This window comes from Geomicrobium sp. JCM 19055 (assembly GCF_000698185.1).
GTDB lineage: Bacteria > Bacillota > Bacilli > Bacillales > Marinococcaceae > Geomicrobium_A > Geomicrobium_A sediminis.
In genome coordinates, this window is sequence record NZ_BAXL01000002.1 from 39654 (window position 1) to 56340 (window position 16687).

The 16687-nt window shown below is 38.6% G+C and carries 22 protein-coding genes and 5 pseudogenes; 17 read left to right on the forward strand and 10 right to left on the reverse strand.

The window, feature by feature from the left end:
• Positions 1–151 precede the first annotated feature (151 nt).
• The gene (locus JCM19055_RS02460) at positions 152–535 is read left to right on the forward strand and encodes a FixH family protein (RefSeq protein ID WP_152549708.1); all 384 of its coding nucleotides are present in this window, start codon (positions 152–154) and stop codon (positions 533–535) included.
• A gap of 34 nt (positions 536–569) precedes the next feature.
• On the opposite strand, the gene JCM19055_RS02465 is transcribed toward JCM19055_RS02460, so the two are convergent.
• Both JCM19055_RS02465 and JCM19055_RS02470 read right to left on the reverse strand, forming a co-directional pair.
• Positions 570–881, reverse strand: a complete 312-nt coding sequence (locus tag JCM19055_RS02465; protein WP_042358371.1) for a multidrug efflux SMR transporter — start codon at positions 879–881, stop codon at positions 570–572.
• Positions 863–1214, reverse strand: a pseudogene (locus tag JCM19055_RS02470) (multidrug efflux SMR transporter). Before JCM19055_RS02470 ends, JCM19055_RS02465 begins: the two are co-directional and overlap by 19 nt.
• 162 nt (positions 1215–1376) lie before the next feature.
• On the opposite strand from JCM19055_RS02470, the gene JCM19055_RS22420 reads away from it, so the two are divergent.
• The 5 genes and pseudogenes from JCM19055_RS22420 to JCM19055_RS28110 form a co-directional block, all read left to right on the forward strand.
• A complete protein-coding gene (locus tag JCM19055_RS22420) occupies positions 1377–1916 on the forward strand; it encodes a TetR/AcrR family transcriptional regulator (RefSeq protein ID WP_052365814.1) in 540 nt (179 codons plus the stop codon).
• A 524-nt stretch (positions 1917–2440) separates the two neighbouring features.
• Positions 2441–2650 (forward strand): hypothetical protein, encoded by a 210-nt coding sequence (locus tag JCM19055_RS28100; protein WP_265181688.1) that lies wholly within the window; start codon positions 2441–2443, stop codon positions 2648–2650.
• A 197-nt stretch (positions 2651–2847) separates the two neighbouring features.
• Positions 2848–3093 carry a helix-turn-helix transcriptional regulator gene (locus JCM19055_RS02485; RefSeq protein ID WP_370542956.1) on the forward strand — a complete coding sequence of 82 codons (246 nt, stop codon included), beginning with the start codon at positions 2848–2850 and terminating at the stop codon, positions 3091–3093.
• A gap of 553 nt (positions 3094–3646) precedes the next feature.
• Entirely contained in the window at positions 3647–3817 is a 171-nt protein-coding gene (locus tag JCM19055_RS28105; protein WP_265181689.1) for a hypothetical protein, read from the forward strand.
• 44 nt (positions 3818–3861) lie between these two features.
• A pseudogene (locus JCM19055_RS28110) lies at positions 3862–3993 on the forward strand (hypothetical protein); the annotation flags it as partial.
• 95 nt (positions 3994–4088) lie between these two features.
• Here JCM19055_RS28110 and JCM19055_RS25075 read toward each other — a convergent pair.
• Positions 4089–4320 (reverse strand): annotated as a pseudogene (locus JCM19055_RS25075) (hypothetical protein).
• A 351-nt stretch (positions 4321–4671) separates the two neighbouring features.
• Here JCM19055_RS25075 and JCM19055_RS28115 point away from each other — a divergent pair.
• From JCM19055_RS28115 to JCM19055_RS02515, 6 genes and pseudogenes are all read left to right on the forward strand, one after another.
• Positions 4672–4806: a hypothetical protein gene (locus tag JCM19055_RS28115; protein WP_265181690.1), complete on the forward strand. Its 135-nt coding sequence runs from the start codon at positions 4672–4674 to the stop codon at positions 4804–4806.
• A gap of 91 nt (positions 4807–4897) precedes the next feature.
• Positions 4898–5332 carry a hypothetical protein gene (locus tag JCM19055_RS02505; RefSeq protein WP_265181691.1) on the forward strand — a complete coding sequence of 145 codons (435 nt, stop codon included), beginning with the start codon at positions 4898–4900 and terminating at the stop codon, positions 5330–5332.
• Between the two features lie 464 nt (positions 5333–5796).
• A complete protein-coding gene (locus JCM19055_RS28120; RefSeq protein WP_265181692.1) occupies positions 5797–6102 on the forward strand; it encodes an MFS transporter in 306 nt (101 codons plus the stop codon).
• Positions 6038–6628, forward strand: coding sequence for an MFS transporter (locus JCM19055_RS28125; protein WP_265181693.1), 591 nt, complete (start codon positions 6038–6040; stop codon positions 6626–6628). The genes JCM19055_RS28120 and JCM19055_RS28125 overlap by 65 nt, the downstream gene beginning before the upstream one ends.
• Entirely contained in the window at positions 6604–7008 is a 405-nt protein-coding gene (locus tag JCM19055_RS28130) for a hypothetical protein (protein WP_265181694.1), read from the forward strand. The genes JCM19055_RS28125 and JCM19055_RS28130 overlap by 25 nt, the downstream gene beginning before the upstream one ends.
• Positions 7009–7068: 60 nt before the next feature.
• Positions 7069–7543, forward strand: a pseudogene (locus JCM19055_RS02515) (GNAT family N-acetyltransferase).
• A 1081-nt stretch (positions 7544–8624) separates the two neighbouring features.
• Here the strand turns inward: JCM19055_RS02515 and JCM19055_RS02525 are convergent.
• The 3 genes and pseudogenes from JCM19055_RS02525 to JCM19055_RS02535 all read right to left on the reverse strand — a co-directional run bounded on the left by JCM19055_RS02525 (position 8625) and on the right by JCM19055_RS02535 (position 11034).
• Positions 8625–9320, reverse strand: a complete 696-nt coding sequence (locus JCM19055_RS02525) for a sensor histidine kinase KdpD (RefSeq protein ID WP_042358376.1) — start codon at positions 9318–9320, stop codon at positions 8625–8627.
• Positions 9277–10332: a hypothetical protein gene (locus tag JCM19055_RS02530; protein ID WP_042358377.1), complete on the reverse strand. Its 1056-nt coding sequence runs from the start codon at positions 10330–10332 to the stop codon at positions 9277–9279. The genes JCM19055_RS02525 and JCM19055_RS02530 overlap by 44 nt, the downstream gene beginning before the upstream one ends.
• Positions 10329–11034 (reverse strand): annotated as a pseudogene (locus JCM19055_RS02535) (response regulator transcription factor). The gene JCM19055_RS02530 and the pseudogene JCM19055_RS02535 overlap by 4 nt, the downstream one beginning before the upstream one ends.
• Before the next feature lie 167 nt (positions 11035–11201).
• Here JCM19055_RS02535 and sppA point away from each other — a divergent pair.
• The 5 genes from sppA to JCM19055_RS02560 all read left to right on the forward strand — a co-directional run bounded on the left by sppA (position 11202) and on the right by JCM19055_RS02560 (position 14475).
• Entirely contained in the window at positions 11202–12173 is a 972-nt protein-coding gene (sppA, locus tag JCM19055_RS02540) for a signal peptide peptidase SppA (RefSeq protein WP_042358378.1), read from the forward strand.
• 11 nt (positions 12174–12184) lie between these two features.
• A complete protein-coding gene (locus tag JCM19055_RS02545) occupies positions 12185–12607 on the forward strand; it encodes an RDD family protein (RefSeq protein ID WP_042358380.1) in 423 nt (140 codons plus the stop codon).
• Positions 12608–12782: 175 nt separating this feature from the next.
• Complete coding sequence (locus tag JCM19055_RS02550) at positions 12783–13421, forward strand: hypothetical protein (RefSeq protein ID WP_042358381.1); 639 nt, start codon at positions 12783–12785, stop codon at positions 13419–13421.
• Between the two features lies 1 nt (position 13422).
• On the forward strand, positions 13423–14022 hold the full coding sequence (locus JCM19055_RS02555; protein ID WP_265181695.1) for a hypothetical protein: 600 nt from the start codon (positions 13423–13425) through the stop codon (positions 14020–14022).
• 147 nt (positions 14023–14169) lie between these two features.
• Positions 14170–14475, forward strand: a complete 306-nt coding sequence (locus tag JCM19055_RS02560; protein WP_265181696.1) for a hypothetical protein — start codon at positions 14170–14172, stop codon at positions 14473–14475.
• Positions 14476–14535: 60 nt separating this feature from the next.
• On the opposite strand, the gene JCM19055_RS02565 is transcribed toward JCM19055_RS02560, so the two are convergent.
• The 4 genes from JCM19055_RS02565 to JCM19055_RS02585 form a co-directional block, all read right to left on the reverse strand.
• Positions 14536–14928 (reverse strand): hypothetical protein, encoded by a 393-nt coding sequence (locus JCM19055_RS02565; protein WP_042358384.1) that lies wholly within the window; start codon positions 14926–14928, stop codon positions 14536–14538.
• 359 nt (positions 14929–15287) lie between these two features.
• Positions 15288–15590 (reverse strand): hypothetical protein, encoded by a 303-nt coding sequence (locus JCM19055_RS02575; protein ID WP_042358387.1) that lies wholly within the window; start codon positions 15588–15590, stop codon positions 15288–15290.
• A gap of 134 nt (positions 15591–15724) precedes the next feature.
• Entirely contained in the window at positions 15725–16216 is a 492-nt protein-coding gene (locus tag JCM19055_RS02580; protein WP_042358388.1) for a hypothetical protein, read from the reverse strand.
• A gap of 111 nt (positions 16217–16327) precedes the next feature.
• A complete protein-coding gene (locus tag JCM19055_RS02585) occupies positions 16328–16639 on the reverse strand; it encodes a hypothetical protein (RefSeq protein ID WP_042358389.1) in 312 nt (103 codons plus the stop codon).
• Between the last annotated feature and the right edge of the window lie 48 nt (positions 16640–16687).

Sequence of the window (16687 nt, forward strand, 5' to 3'; positions counted from 1 at the left end):
GATTTCAATGTACATGGGACGATTTGTCCCTACGTGGATGATGTAGTGAAACGTGTTCGTCTACTTTACTATTAAGTAACATAGAATAGGAACGATAGTAATAATTGGACGAGTAATTCGTTTAAGGTGTATATGGAGAGGGTGATAACTTTTGAAACGATGGATGAGCTTAGTCGTTTTATTAGTGGTAAGTGGTTGTGGTTCGAATGAAGAAACGCAAGAACTGTCACTGTCTACTGAACCGATTGACGTGGAAATTCAGCCAATCTCAGAGGCAATGGTCGGAGAACAAATCACAATTGAGACGCTCGTAACACAAGGAGATGATCCGGTTGAAGATGCACAAGCTGTAGAGATTGAAATTCGCTTTGAAGGTCAATCGGAAGGGGCACTATTCCCAGCAGAAAATGATGGTAGTGGAATGTATCGTAGTACCCATACTTTTGCAGAAGCAGGTGTTTACGAGATTCAATCCCATGTAACTGCTAGGGGGATGCACGTAATGCCTGTCCAAAAACTACAAGTGGAAGAATAAAGAAGTCGTTCGATTATTTTCGAACGACTTCTTTTTAGGATAAGAGTTTCAATCCAACAGCAGAGCATAGAATAAGCGCAATACAAACGATCCGTTTTACTTCTTTTGACTCTCCGAATAGATACATACCAAGCACGGCTGAACCTGCGGTACCAATCCCGGTCCAAACTCCGTACGCGGTTCCCATTGAAATGTCATTCATTGCATACGTAAGAAGAGAAAAGCTAATCCCGAAGAAGATTACCAAATAAATGATGGCAGACCACTGTTTCATGGCGACTTTCTTCAAGTTAATCACACCAAGTACTTCAAATAACCCCGCAACAATTAAAGCTGTCCAGTACATGGTTCTTCCTCCCTCACATCGCTACTTAATAACTTCAATCCAACAACACCAAGCAGGAGCGTACCGATTAACAAGACTTTCATCCAACTAAACGGTTCATTGAAAAAAAAGCGTCTCGACAACGACTGTACCTGCAGTACCGATCCCTGCAAAGACTGCGTACACCGTACCGATTGGAAGAGTGCGAGTCGCTAAAATGACGAGTGTGAAACTTATGATGATGGCAAAAACGGTCAATGCCCATTGCCAGAATGTTGAAGAATAGTTAAGGCCAGAAACCCAAAAGATTTCAAGTACACCTGCTGCAAGTACCATCAACCAATTTATGTTCATGTTTGGATCGCTCCTTTATAAGTGATGACAGTTCACATTCTATACTAAAAAAATAAAACCGTCCAGTCGGTTTTATTTAATCTCTAGTAAGAATGTTCATTTTGGATGTTCTACTATTGTGCGCTACACTAGTCATAAGAAAAGCCGAAAGGTTTGAGACATATGCGTAATGAAGAGAAAAACACACGAATCTTTGAAGCAACGACAAGAGTTATTAATGAACTAGGAATTAACCAATTTACGTTAGATAAAGTAGCTGAACGCGCAGGAGTAAGTAAAGGGGGCTTGTTGTATCGTTTCCCTTCGAAAGAACGCCTATTAAAAGGATGGAGCCACTATGTACTAGCATTATTTACAACGCTCGTTGAAGAGGAGGAAGAGAAGTCCAATTCCTTTGCAACGGCTTATTTACAAGCAACGTTACGGAGCTTAGAAAGTGCGGAGATGAAGACATTCATGACAGTTTCTGGTTATCAAGCTGAGGAACAGTTCTATGAAGGATGGAAAGAGTTCTACGCGCAAACGATCGTGAAGATGCAAGAAGAGACCAGTCCTGAATTAGCATCGATCATACAGCTAACGTGTGACGGGCTTTGGTTACAAGACGCCTTTCAGTTTGAATCATCGTCCCGAGCACAAGCCAAGAAACTGGTTTCTTATTTACAAAAGCTTGCAACAAGTGATTCGGGTTCGCCGAAATGAATAGTGGAATGCAGTTAGACCTAGAAGATTAAATGGGAACGTCTTATAGGATCTCTAAAGTATTAGAAGCCTCGAATTTTAACACACTAGAAAAGTGTTCGATTCGAGGTTTTTTTCTGAGAACACCGATCATCAATTATCGGGCCATTTAATTGAACAACGACTGGTTATGATAATTACTCATAATTTTTATATAGTGTAAAATTAATATGGTAAAAGGATTTTGATATTTCGATGGATGGAATTTGCAATACACTTTAAAATTAAAGGAATTGGTATATTAATGAAAATCATAAGAGGTAAGCGAAGCTTTGATCTAGATTCGTTCTTAGAGAAACCCTTGTTTGCTCATCTTGCAACTACTTCAGAGGAGGGAGCCCGTGATTCTCCAGTCTGGTTTCTTTGGCAAGACAACTGTCTGTGGATCATAGGAACACCGGAAGATACATTTCCATCCAGGATAGAAAAAAAGCAAGAACTGTGCTATAGGTATTGTAGATTTTGATGTTGCATCAGGGAAGGTCTTGCATGCAGGATTTAGAGGAACTGCGACAATCGAGTCTTTCAACACTGATTTGGCAAAACAGTTATTTACGAAATATTTAGGTGAGGATGAAGAGGTTTGGGATACTCGATTCAGCACCCAAAATCACGAAAATGTATTTGTGCGCTTTATGCCAGATACTGTAGTTGTGAGAGATCAATCGTATACGAATAAAGATGAGAGGTCATAAAATAAACTCTTGAACAATCGGGCGCAATCCTGCAATAAGGATTGCGCTTATCTTTGTGAAGGGACATTTAATTGAAGAAAGTAATACTTTAAAACCACTGACAGGGGAGGTATTAAAGTATATATATGTAAAACAAACTTTACATAAAGTGAAAAATAAATTACAATAAGTAAAGAATACTTTACTTATTGGGGGAGATGAATACATTAATGGGAGAAAAAGGTGGGAACTTAACCAATCGAATTACAGTTTTAAGAGCTGAATTCAAAATGACACAAAAAGATTTAGCTGAAAGGGCAGGAGTAAGTAGACAGACAATAATTTCGATTGAGAAGGGTAAATATACCCCATCTTTAACACTAGCATTTGAAATAGCAGATGTTTTTGGGGTAGAAATAAATGATGTTTTTCAATACACCAAATTTACAGAGGAGAGATTATGATGGAAACGTTAATAAGCATTACAAATGGATTAACTGCATTTGCTTTGTTTGCTTTTGTAATACTAATAATTCTTATGAAAAAAAGAAGGTAAAGATGAAAGAGCTCAATATTTGGGCTATAAACTCTTTAGTTTCTTATTTACATTTTTAATGGGAGGATTAGCTCTAATTATCTTTATAACAGGGTGGGCACCTATGGATTATATGTTACTAAGAGTTTGTATTACTACTTTGATGTCACTTAATATATTCATTGGTTTGGGTTATTGGATATATATTAGTAAGAAAATATAGTTAATCAGGTAAGCTTGTTTGGCTAAAGGGCGCAATCCTGGAATAAAGATTGCGGTTATTTTTTTTGGCATTTTAATTAAAAACTGATGCGTAGATCATATGTTTAAGGAAGGATGCATTTGTTCACTTGTAAATATAAACTTTCTATGAATAAAAACTGACAAAACTATGAAGTGCCTATGTAAGATGAAATACACATGTTATATTGTGTGTGGAGAAATCATAAGTAATGATTAGTTTTAAGGAGAGTGGACTTTCTATGAATAAATTATTATTGGTTCTTGGTAGTAGTTCAATGTTGCTACTTGCTGCTTGTGGCGGTGGCGAAGAAGAAGGAACGGATGAAGAAGCTGCAACAGATGAAGGCCAAGTATTTACTTTAGAAGAACTTGAAGAATATGATGGTCAAGATGGAACGATGCTTATGTAGCTGTTGACGGCGTTGTTTACGATGTTACAGGTGTTGACGCATGGGAAGGTGGAGAGCACGCTCCTGCTGGTGGATTAGAAGCTGGTGGTGACCGTACAGAAGAAATTGAAGCAGCTCCACATGGAACTGACGTATTAGAAGACTTACCAACTGTAGGTACTCTTGAAGAACAATAAGAATTAGTTACGAAGTGTAACCCTTTGGATCAATTGATTCCAAAGGGTTTTTTTATTTCTAGAAGTTCATTTCTAAGTACACTTGATACTAGCAATTATCCAAAATAACTATTAAATGACCAGACGATCAGCGCCATACTCACAATTCCCCAAACTGTGGCACTCAAGATCCACCAAAGGATAGAACGTGTTTTTAATGAATGTTGATCGTCTTCCTTATTCGCAGTTATAAAAGCAAGATTATTTTCCATACCTTTTTTTCATAGAAAGAAGAACAAAAAATCCAATTAGGATAAAACCAATTGTTATCCAGAGTAAAATGTCGATTTTTTTATACCTCCCTTCTTATTTTATTCGTTTAATAACTCTGTCTGTTTATTTTCTTCAAGTTAACATGAAAAGTTAGTTGCTGGAAGTCTTATATTAATGAAGGAAGACGATTGTGACCAAGCCGAGTGTCCAACAAGTGGTTCAAAATGAATCGAAAAAAAATTGAAATTTTGAAGTATTCATTTTGACTTTCGCTTACGCATAGTTTATTATTACGTTATACGATATAACGTTTGACGTAATAAAACAAGGAGTGAAAAGATGGTCAAAAAAAAGGAAAGTTTTCAGAACCATCATTGTTAATATTGATAAGCCTTGCAGAAAAAAAGCCGTCATGGATATGCAATTATGGAAGATATTCAATCGAATTATGATATTAATCTAGGACCAGGTACGTTATATGGAGCAATCACACGCTTAGAAAAGGCAGGGTATATACGTGTTCTCGAATCAGAAGATCGTAAAAAAAACCTTACAAATTAACAAAAGAGGGTAGTGAGTATTTAACTCAACAAATAGAAGAACTTCAAAAAAATCGCTACGCTCGGTTCAAAAAGGCTCGGCTTAATATGAAATGGTTTATCTACTTTACCCTAAAATTTGGAGAAAAAGATACGGTAAGGAGTTAGAGCAAGTTCTAGAGCAAACAGGGCTCTCTGTTAAGGTTATGGTTGATCTGTTATTGGGCATTTTAGATGCTTGGCAGATTGAACTAAGTGAAAGAAAAATTTATGGTTTCCGAATGGATCGGTTATTGGTTCTCATAAGCTTGCTAAATGTACTTTTAATCGTACAATTAATTTCATTAAGGGAGGTTATCATGTTGGAACAAATAGCCTTAATTATTGCAATGTTATCATTTTTTCTAGCGGTTTGTATTTTAATCGTTAATATGTTTAAGGTTGGAATTGCAAAAGGGTTTTCATTAAATACAAGGTTAGGAAAACTCTCGATTGGGTTCATGGGCTCCTATGCGCTATTTTTTTGTGTCATTTTTAGTGTTAGCTAACTAATTAGAGTGTATTGATTCTGCATGAAGGATTGCAGAGCTTTATAAGTGTAAAGGACGCAAGTAAGGTATAACAATCTACTTGCGTCCTTTAATTGATTATTGGACGAGCAGATGAATGTTTTTATACAGTTTGCTATCGTGAACTACATGTGTTAAGTTATTCGAGATCATTGTAAAAGTGAGGTGTGTGCATGTTACTGAGCGTTCAAAACTAATAACAGTAATTGAAAAGGGTAATTAAAAAATTCCGTTAAATACGGAAGTTTATTTCGCATGCGAAATTTTAAGACCCTTGCATTTATTAGTAGAGAACATCAGACAACATCGCCTTACTGTTCAAAATTAGAACGTTAAGTCCATGCTGTGTTCAAGTGTGGGCTTTTTTTATATGTATTTACGAACAATAATAGATTGCACTGGATGTTCTCTGACTCATGTTAATTTGATAAGGAGAATAGAGTATGGAACAAAATTATACAAAGTCATTATTTAGAAATCGAACGTTTGTCTTACTGCTTTTTGCTGGTTTCTTTACAATTGCTAGCTATAGCATGTTTATTACGACAACGACCTGGTATGTCGTTACGGACTTAGGATCGGCTAGTAACTTAGGGGTAATCTTGATTGCAGCAACCCTCCCACGTTTAATCATGATGGTTTTTGGAGGCGTATTGGCGGATACCTTCAAAAAAAACAACGGTTATGTTCTCGACCAATCTAGCACAAGTCATTATTCTAGCAATTATTTATTATTTTGTTGCCTTTGATGACATGACTTTTCTATTATTGCTTGTTTTAACAGTTTTCTTCGGTACAATTGATGCGTTCTTTGGACCCGTAAAAACGTCAATGATTCCAAAAATCGTTACAAAAGACCAAATGCAAAAAGCTAATCCCCTTTTCCAAGGTTTTGATCAAGTGTCATTTATTATGGGGCCACTTCTCGCTGGAGTATTTATGGAATTTGGGAATGTTTCAACGAGTTATTTCGTCGCAACCGTTTTAGTTCTCCTTTCAACAGTGCTCGTTTTCCCACCATTTATAAAAGAAGCACCGGTTGAGGCTAAACTACACCATACGCCTATTCTTGATCTAAAGGAAGGCTTGCTTTATGTATTGAAATCAAAGTATTTGATAACGGGTATTACTATTTTAATTTCGTATAACTTCCTTGTGATGGGAGCGATCATTGTCTCGATTCCGCTTGTTGTTGATTTGTATGGGGGGACACCGATTCATTTAAGCTATTTAGAAGTTCAGGGATTGGCATGGTCATTGGTTCTACGATTGTAGGGTTTGTTCAATTAAAAAATAGAGGGAAAACCTCGATTTATGGGTTGTTAGGGGCAGCTGTTGTGTTAGTTGTATTCAGTCAACTAACAGATTTATTTTGGCTAACACTTGTCGTTTTCTTCATCGGTTTAGCGATGCCAATTGTTACGATTCCGTTCTTCACTTCGGCTCAAGAGACGACAGATCCAAAATTAATCGGGCGTGTGATGAGCCTCATTTATTTAGCAATGAATGGATTTGACCCCATTGCATATGGCGTTATTCCGTCACTCATTGAAGGAGGAATAGCGATTCAACATGTGTTGCTAAGCTTTGCGTTGTTAGCTGTTCTTATTGGCCTAATCGTTTTAATTAAAGGGAAGAATTATCAGCGCATCTAATTTATAGGTGACTGCCTTTATTGGCAGTTACCTATATAACCGATCTGGAGTGATAGTTAAATGAAAATAATAAGGTATAAAGAAAACGATGCGAAAGAGATTGTTTCATTATTTTACGATACCATTCACTCCGTGAATTCAAGGGATTATTCTCAAAGAGCAGTAGATGCGTGGGCACCAAAAGATGAAAAGGAATCTAAAGTGAAAACTTGGAAGGAATCCTTGAATCAAAACATCACCTATGTTGCAAAGATTGATGAAAGAATCGTTGGTTTTGGTGATCTAACTTATAGTGGCTATTTAGATCGCCTTTTTGTTCATAAGAATTATCAAAGACAAGGCATAGCCACAGCGATCGTTGAACTGCTTGAATCTGAGGCAATGCGGTTAAATCTTGTAGCAGTTCATACAGAAGCAAGCATAACTGCTAAGCCTTTTTTTTGAGCAACGAGGTTACAACGTTATGTGTGAACAAACGGTTGAACGAAAGGGCGTCAACTTGATTAATTACAAGATGGTTAAAAGAATAAAATGACAAATTTTGAATAAATGGCATTGATGGAGAAGTGTTGTTTCATTGTGTAGTGTATAGCTATTTTGATTTTGATTTGTACTTTTCTTTTAAGAATAGTCCTATTGCGAAACCAACCATGATTGCGAATCCTGAAAGTAAAATGGCTGATGATGGTCTGCCAGTTACAGATGGAGAATCAAATTCATTTGCAAAATAAAAACCAAGAGTCAATAACGCAGTGCCCGCACAGAATAGAGATAATTTTTTTGATATATTTCTTGAAATTCAATTGATTTCCCCCTTCTTCTTAAGAAATACCACGAAGTTCTCTACCTATAATGGATAGGGCTACTGATTTATTCATATAACCTGTCGCGGTTAACACAATTCGTCCATGATCGAAACATGGCATTTCTTATTGAGTGATTATCTTTGAGAATGACCAGGTTCTAGAAAATCAAATGTGAAACGGAATAGAGAATATGAAGGAATGGAGTTTACTTACTTCTTTCTTTTACTGCTGACACCTTCAATTATTTAAAGTTAATAAGTAATTGCAGCAAGAAAATTAACCTTCTATACTATTATAGAATTAATGCATCGAATGGAATTTTAAATGAAAAAGTAAAATGTGACTAATCACCACAATTGGTTCTTGCATTCTACTGAGTGTGATTTTATCAATTCCTGCTTTTTTTCTCTTATCATGATGAACATGTATACAGTAGTTTTACTGATTATTTCTTCATAGTAAGTGTCTATGCAATGGTCATGTATTTAGTTATCGGGATACCTTTGTCGTATATCGCAGATCGGTTTCGGTATAAGCAGGCTGCTTACTTAATAATGGGGGCAATTATTGGGCTAATTATAGTAGTGGTAGTGAATGTAGGGGGAGAACCAATATCAGTTCAAGTTTCATTCTTTATCTATAGTTTACTAGCCTCTTGGGTCTTTTATATCGTTCAGGAAGCTTTGAATCGTCCTATATTCAAAAGGGATACATAGCTTACGGGTAGAGGCGGATTGTACCGTTTGGGTAGTGAAATGAGTAACCAAAAGCGAAGCATCTAGTCTAGACACTCCGCTTTCAAGGTGTACATCACTTATTTTCAATACTTGGACCGACTGGCAAAACGAGCGAGACGGTCGTGCCTGCATCGAGTTCGCTGCTCACATCAATGGAACCGCCGTGGTGTTGGACGAGCTCTTTTGTAATTGTCATTCCGAGCCCGCTACCGACGGAGCGTTCTTGTGAAGACTTGCCACGATAGTAACGGTCAAACAGTCGCTTAAGTGTTTCTTGACTCATGCCCTGCCCATTGTCAGCGACTTGCACGGTAAAGGTGTCGTCTCCATTCATAGAAGCACGAATCCAAATGTTCGTATCTTGATCGTTATGCTTTAATGCGTTGTCGATTAGATTCTCAATCATCCGACCGAACCATTTTGGATCAACATACGCCTTTTCAACAGATGAATCAATCTGTAACTGGATGGAACGATCATCATGTTGGAAAGCTTCAATGCTCTTTATGAGCAATTCAGCTACATCGACGTTTTCTTTTTGTAAAGTCATCGCGTGGCTTTCGAGGCGATACGTTAAACTTAAGTCGTCAATCAGCTTCGCCATGAAGTTCGATCGTTCAGTGAGTACTTTTCCGATTTCTTGTGTTTCGTGGCTTTCCCAATCATAGTGTTCGTTGGCGAGCATAATTGAGTAACCTTGGATCGAAGCGAGTGGTGTTTTCATGTCATGTGATAGACCTGCAATCCATGCTTCGCGACTTGCTTCCAATGCTTCTCGCTTTTCTTTGTTGACTCGAAGTTGATTCGATAAATTGGACAGTGATTGATACAACTCTTGATAGAGGTGATAAGGACGTTTCCATCGTCCTTTTTTTTGTTTTTCCGAATGTTTTCGGTTCTTGGAAGTTCCCGTCTTCAAGCTGTTCAAGCCAATCTACTGCACCGTTGATCGGCTTTGTGAATGTACGTGTAAACCAAAGAATCGAGACAATAAACGATAGAATAGCTAGAGCTAAGATCGATAAAGCAATCCACGTTAATGTTGTGCCAACTTCATTTAATGGAAGAAAAGGAAGTTCTGGAATGGGAGAATAAACGACGTACGTGAGACCATCTGCTTCCCCGATTTGAACATAAGCATCAACACGCTCTGGTTGTGCTTGATGTAAGAGCACCTCTCCCATACTTGGATTTCTTAACGAATGAGGCGCTTGCAACTGTTGAATCAATTCGTCGCCATCAAACACATATCCCCAAGCGGAATGATCATTAAATCGCTGCAAAACCTCCGTTGTTGTGCCCTCTGCTTGCAATTGTCCGAGAAGCTCATCGGTGATCCTCTCTTCTCCGTAGATGAGTAAATACGTTTCATCGGTCTCTTCGAAAAGCGTCGTGTACACATGGTGTGATTCAATCGTCCTTGCGTCAATTAAGGTCGTAAGCTCTTGCATGCTGTACGAATCTGAAAAGCCTGAGCCGTTCGGATAGGAATCGAGCACGGCACCATCTTCACTAACAATTTGGAACCAACCATTTCGAGCATCAGCTTCTTGTTGTAAGTTATCACTGATCGCCAGTTCTCCTTCAAATGCATAGTCCGTTGCCACTGAGAAGGCAAGACTGTCGAGCCCCGCTTCGTAGAAGTTTGTTCTCCGTTCTTGCGTCTCAAGATAAAATCCAAAAATCAGAATAAATGTCATGAGCAAAAGAGCAGTAACAAAAAGAACTAATGAATATTGGAAAGTGAACCTGCGCCATAATCGGAATCGAAACCCTTTCATGATGGCTCCTGATCAGGGACAAACCGATAGCCAAGACCTCGTACTGTCTCAATATAGGTTGGGCGGCTAGGGTCGGCTTCGATTTTCTCGCGCACCCGACGAATGTGTACCGTTACTGTATGGGCATCAAAGGACAGTGGGTCCTCCCAAACGTGTTCGTACAACTGTTCTTTATGAAACACCTGGTTTGGATGTTTGCAAAAGAATAACACCAATTGAAAGACGAGTGCGGGACACTGCACACGTTCACCTAATACGGTTAATGTGCCTTCTCGCTCATCGATGGTAAAGCGCTGATACGTAAACCGACGTTTCTCTTGTTGGACGACAGGTGTATGACGAGCGATTCGGGCACGAATGCGGGCTACAATTTCTAACGGGTTAAACGGTTTTGTAATGTAATCATCACCTCCGATTGCAAATCCTGATAATTTATCAAAGTCGGTGTCTTTTGCACTAACAAAAAAAGATCGTTGCTGACGTAAGGTGGCGAATTTGGCGACATATTGAAAAGCCATCGCCATCTGGCAACATAACATCTAACAAAATAAAATCGTATGTATAGGTTTGGCATAACTCTAGTGCTCTTCGTTGTGTTTCTGCGCTGTCTACCATATGAAATCCTTCTTTGTTCAGCACCTTTTGGAGCATCATGCGAATGGAAGGATCGTCTTCTACAAGTAAAATGCGTGGTTCAGTCATCTGTATCGCTCCTTTACGATGGTACAACTAGTGTATCATCACAACATTACGAGAAGATCAACGCATTAGATAAAAGTTGAGCTCGTTGTGATTTCTACGTTTCCTTCATGTGAACTTCAATGATTACGATAGATGTAGAAGCGAATTGAAGAGAGGGATAAAATACGATGAATACAAAACGATGGATTGCCAGTGCAATCGCTGCTGTAATTGTAATTATTGCGATACCGATTCAAATTGTAACCGCGGTACTAACCGCAGAAGGATCGGAATGGTTGTCTTTTGATCAAATGTACAATAAAGAGGTTATGAAGAACGGTTCGAACGGAGAAATTGTTGTACTGGAACTTGATGGTGTCATTGAAGATACGGGAGGTAACAATGGGTTCTTCTCAGTTGGGTACCATCATCGCCAGTTTCTTGAGATGTTAGAAGATGCGATGGAAGATCCGCTTGTTGATGGTATTGTAATTACGGTCAATACACCTGGTGGAAGTGTCGTTGCTAGCAATGCAATTTATGAACAAGTGGTTCGATCTAAAGAAGAGTTTGATACTCCGGTCTATGTGTCGATGGGGGAGATGGCTGCATCAGGAGGATACTATATTGCTGCTGGAGCGGACTACATTATGGCACACCCTGCAACATTGACAGGTTCAATTGGCACTGTCATGAGTGCAGGCCTCAACTTCGCTGACTTAGCCGAAGAATGGGGCATTTCTGAAACGAGTGTGTCATCAGGTGAATACAAACAAATGGGGTCACCATTTCAGACGTTAAGCGAAGAGGAAGAAGCGTTACTCCAAGAGATTTCAGATGACATGTACGAGGATTTTACAGCAGTGGTTGCAGAAGGAAGAGGATTTAGTGATGAAGAGATTGATACACTCGCTCAAGGTCAATTGTTCACAGGCAATCAAGCGTTAGAGAATGGTCTTGTTGATGAGCTAGGGGATCTAAGAGATGCGGTATCACATATGGAACTTATGCTTGATTTGGATGCAACGGTCACCCATTATACGAGTGGATCGACTGTAGGCTCGATGTGGAATGTTGTTGCACCGATGGCGTCAAAAGACCCTGTTTCTACGATCCTAGAAGAGAGTAGAGCAACAAGAATGCTCTATCTACATCAGTAGGAGGCTAAGTTATGAGAACCTATGCAGGGTTTTGGCTACGGTTATGGGCATATTTAATTGACCTTCTAGTGGTCGTGTCGATAAGTTCAATCATCATTCACCCTCTGTTTGCTTTCCTGTTCACTACCGAACCAGCGATTGGCGTGTTTACGATTCAGGGAATGCTTCTTGCCTTAAGTTACTATGTATATTTTGTCGTCATGACAAAAGTTTGGCAGCAGACGCTTGGCAAGATGGTGTTCGGTTTAAAAGTGGAACGTATCGATGAGCAACGACTCGTTTGGAAAGACGTCTTCGTACGTGAAGTAGCAGGAAGAATTATTCATCGCGTATTATGGATCACAAACATCCTCTACATCGTCGTGGCAGTACACCCAGAAAAAGCCGGGATCCATGATCTCTTATCTGATACGAGAGTTGTACTTGAACGTTAACCCTCTAAAAAGGCCAATCTTCGTATGAAGATTGCTTTTAGTTTGGTTCGCCTACAACTTGAATCACTAGCATGGGAAAATTGTCTTTTTATTCCAAATTATATTTATATTCCTTCGTCTTTAGAGTACACTTAATCTATATGCGATTATACATCTTAATTAAGGGAGAAAAAGCATGAAAAAGTTCGCTTTTGTAACATCGATTTCGATCGGTTTCTTTGCGATGATCGTCCTTATTTGGAATCTCGATTTCCATCAGTCTACTGACGGGGCGGAAGTTAAGGGTCAAGATGAGGAACTGGAGAGTCAGATTGATGAGAAAGAAGATCGTTTAAACTACTTATCTGACGTTCATCAGATGCACCATTCGATTGTGCGATCGGTGCAAGCAGGTCATGGATTGATGAATGGGTATGCGATGTATGGTTGGGAAGATGAGAATTACAACCTAGAGAATTTCAAAGTTTCTGAAGCGAGAAGAGTAGCATTATTAGAGGAAGCGATTGAGCATAGTGAAGAAGAGCACGTGACAAAAGATTTGATAACGATTTTAGAGAAATTTAACGAGTTAATTGCTGATCTCGATCATAGTGAAAAGAGGCTGATCCACGTCAGAGAATTGCAGTCGTTGTACCGGGATTTGGATTACTATTTGCTAAATAATACGTACTACGAACCTAGAAATGTTAGTTCAACTTCTGAACAGTACGAGGACGAAAGAGTAGTTGCTGATGAGGACACTCTCATTGCACTAGATTCACAGTTTGATGATGGTGATTATGAAGAATTTGCAATGTTTTTTTCGTTCATATGAGTTGCCAGATGAAGGACGTCTCTCAAGTGAGGAAGCAGAAAGCCATTTTTCGAACTTTCAAGGTCATTTAGGTTGGGAATACAATGAGGATTACGTGTTCTATGAGAATTATTTAGTATTCGAAAAAGAATCCAAGCTTCCAGTAGCGGGGCTAAATCGTATGGATCCCATCACTTCTGAAATGATTGTTCCATACGGTACTCAAGGAGTTTCTTTCGTTAGAGAGGAATTAATGAGGTTAGGAGAAGCTTATCCTTCTCCTAATGGGGAACGTCATGAAAACATCGTGCCTTTGCGTGACGAAGATCGTACGTATTTGGATGATATTCAATACCTCGTTGCTTATAAAAATGGTAACGAAGATGAAGCAATTCAAAAAGGCTGGGGTGGAACTCAGTTGTTGTTGACCCACACACCGCAACTACTTTCAGAATTAGAACTGTATGTTCATGAACATGAGCAGCTTACGTTATGGTTTCAAGAAACGAGAGAATACCTTCAAGCCGCAGACGCTATAGGCTACGACGATTATGAAGAAGCGTATACCTACATTGAAGCTGCTTTTAGGAATATTGAACGAATGAATCAGATTGCGCTTTGATTGATTTAGTGTGAACGAGTGAGAGTATGACCATACGATGCACGATAACGGCGATCATCGCTAGTCGTTATCGTGTGTTTGTTTACGTTACGAACGATAAAAAAGTAGGTGACCGCTGACAAAACGACCAGTGCAATTAATGCCCGAATGCATGTAGTCAATAAAACGCGAGAAGGAGAGATTATTATTTCAGAGGATCCGACTCACGAGAAAATGAAGAAAAAGTTATTCTTTCAATATGTGCTCTTTTTGCCTTTTGTCATTAGTGCAGTATCCGTGGTTCATTCATTGGTAAATGAAAGTCGCTCCGAACTCATCGTGTATAGTGTTTTGTCATTTCCTGTTTTGGCAGGTTTAGCATTCGTTTTATTTCATTATTTTCAAGATTTGTTAATTGAAATAGAACAAAAGCGCTTAGGCAAGAAAAAGAACAGCAACAAAAATGAGTTATAGTTCTTTTACGATTGTTTGTTTGTTTGTTGGTGCCACCCTCGCGGTCATCATTCTTTTAAGCTAAACTTCCTCCACTTCAACAACAAAATCCTCAAGATGTTCATTTCCATCATCGTCCTGCCAAGCGATGTAGAATTGATAGCAGTCTTCCAGTTCAATGTCATGATATTGATGTGCCTTTGGTGTTGGATTATTACCAGGGCTAGAGGATTGTAGCCGCCCATTCATCTCAATTTCATAACCCATTAAACGATCGGTATCTTCTTTAAAGCGTATCTCCATCGTGTAAGTTCTCTCGTCTGACGCTTCATGTTCTGTAATAAGCTCTGCTTCCCAAGTCGAAGAAGAGCCATGTCCTTGAACGATTGGCAATTCTTCATCTTTATGATGCGTTGAGGAACATGCCATAACGAACGTAACGATAACGAACAGAGATATTATCTTGTAGAACATCGTAATCACTTCCTACGAAGGTAATTAAACTCAGGCATAGTAGCTGACTCTGAAATCGGCCAGCTTGTTATTCATCAGAGATGGTGATTCTACACTTTTCCCTTGTTAAAAAAAACCTCCACCAAATTGCTACTGCGATGATTGCAATAAGAATGATCATTAATCGGTTGTTAGCACGGTTAAAACTCATGGGTGGTAATTCGCCATTCATGATCCAGTACCCTAAAACCCAGACGATGAGCATTCCTAAAAATACGAAAGCTCTTATAGGTAAACGAGGTTTATTTCTGCTTTCTGAGTTGTTAGAATGCAGCATAAAAATACTCCTTGTTTTGTTATTCGTTAGTCATTGCAGTGATTTATTTCCTTATGTGATACGACTTAATTTCCTTTACGACACCTTTATTTGAAGCGCTTGTAAATGTAAAAACATCACAAAAGTAAAGGATATGGTTATTAGAAAAATGAACAACGCCATCAACAGATGCGAACTTTCCGTGTGTAATCACTGATGCAATGGTTAGATCACGTATAGGTTGATGAGTCGCCTCGACATTTTGTTTAATCTCTTCTATGCCAGTTAATTCTTCATTCGTAGCAAATTTCATCCATTCAGCGGTAGGATGTAAGTATTCTTGAATCGTAAGAGAATCATTTGCCATAAAGGCCAACGTTAGATCGATGATTACTTTTTTTTCGTGGAGCGTTGTCACAACCAGTTGGTAACGTAAGATTGATGTCTTTGAAGTTTTCCATATTGATCTCTCTCCTTGTTAATGAAGGTTCATAACTTTATTTAACTATGATGTACTTGAATGACTAAATCAATGAGTTCATCCACTTCCAGTTTATAATCCCCAAGTCCGTCAGTATCTCTCAACATATACGTAAACGTTGCCACATAATTATCCTTCTCTGCCCAATAGATGGACTGAGTCTGAGTGCCTTCTAAATAATATAAAATCGTACCATTATCAAGTTGGAAAATTTCATCGTAACGATCATTATGAGGTAAGGTGTCGTGCACAAATGTTTCATTTGTTTGATGTTGGCTTAGTATGTACTTTAAAAATTGTCCTGTTTCATCATTATCATAAGATGTAATGTATTGGTGAATTCCATCTACATGTTGGATATCGATGATGGTTTGTTTCTGGTCAACTTCAAATGGTAAAGCGGTAGGAATTTCAAAATCGTGCATGATGGAAATGTTTGTTATATCTTCTTGTGCTTGCATACACCCCCCGAGTAATAGTGTTGATGCAATAAAGAGTAGCCTTTTTTTCATCCGAAATTCTCCTTAGATTAATAAAAACACTACACATTTTACCACTGAAGTTCGTGATTCTAAACCCTCATGTAGCTATAGCGCTAGTGCACTGACGTTTAATCTTCGTCGTTAAACTAAAATTAGAAATCGAATCGTAACGAAGACAAAAGCACTTATCAGCAATGTATAAAGAACAATTCGTCCGATCCTTTGGAAGCGTGTAGGGTTTTGTTCTTTTTCTTGGACGGCTAATTCGGGTTTGAAAATACTCATTAATGAGCTTGCAATGAAAAAGCCAATCGTCATCCCGATGCCTGCAGATAGCGGTGGCCATCCCACCTCAATCATTGCTCTAAATAAATAAGCGGCAATGCCTGTAGTGATGGGAAAACCGAGTAACATCCACCATTTTCTTTTGGTCGGTATGTCAGAAAAGCGCAATGGAAACACCTCAAAATTATTGGTTTCGTTCAGTTGTCATTACAGTTT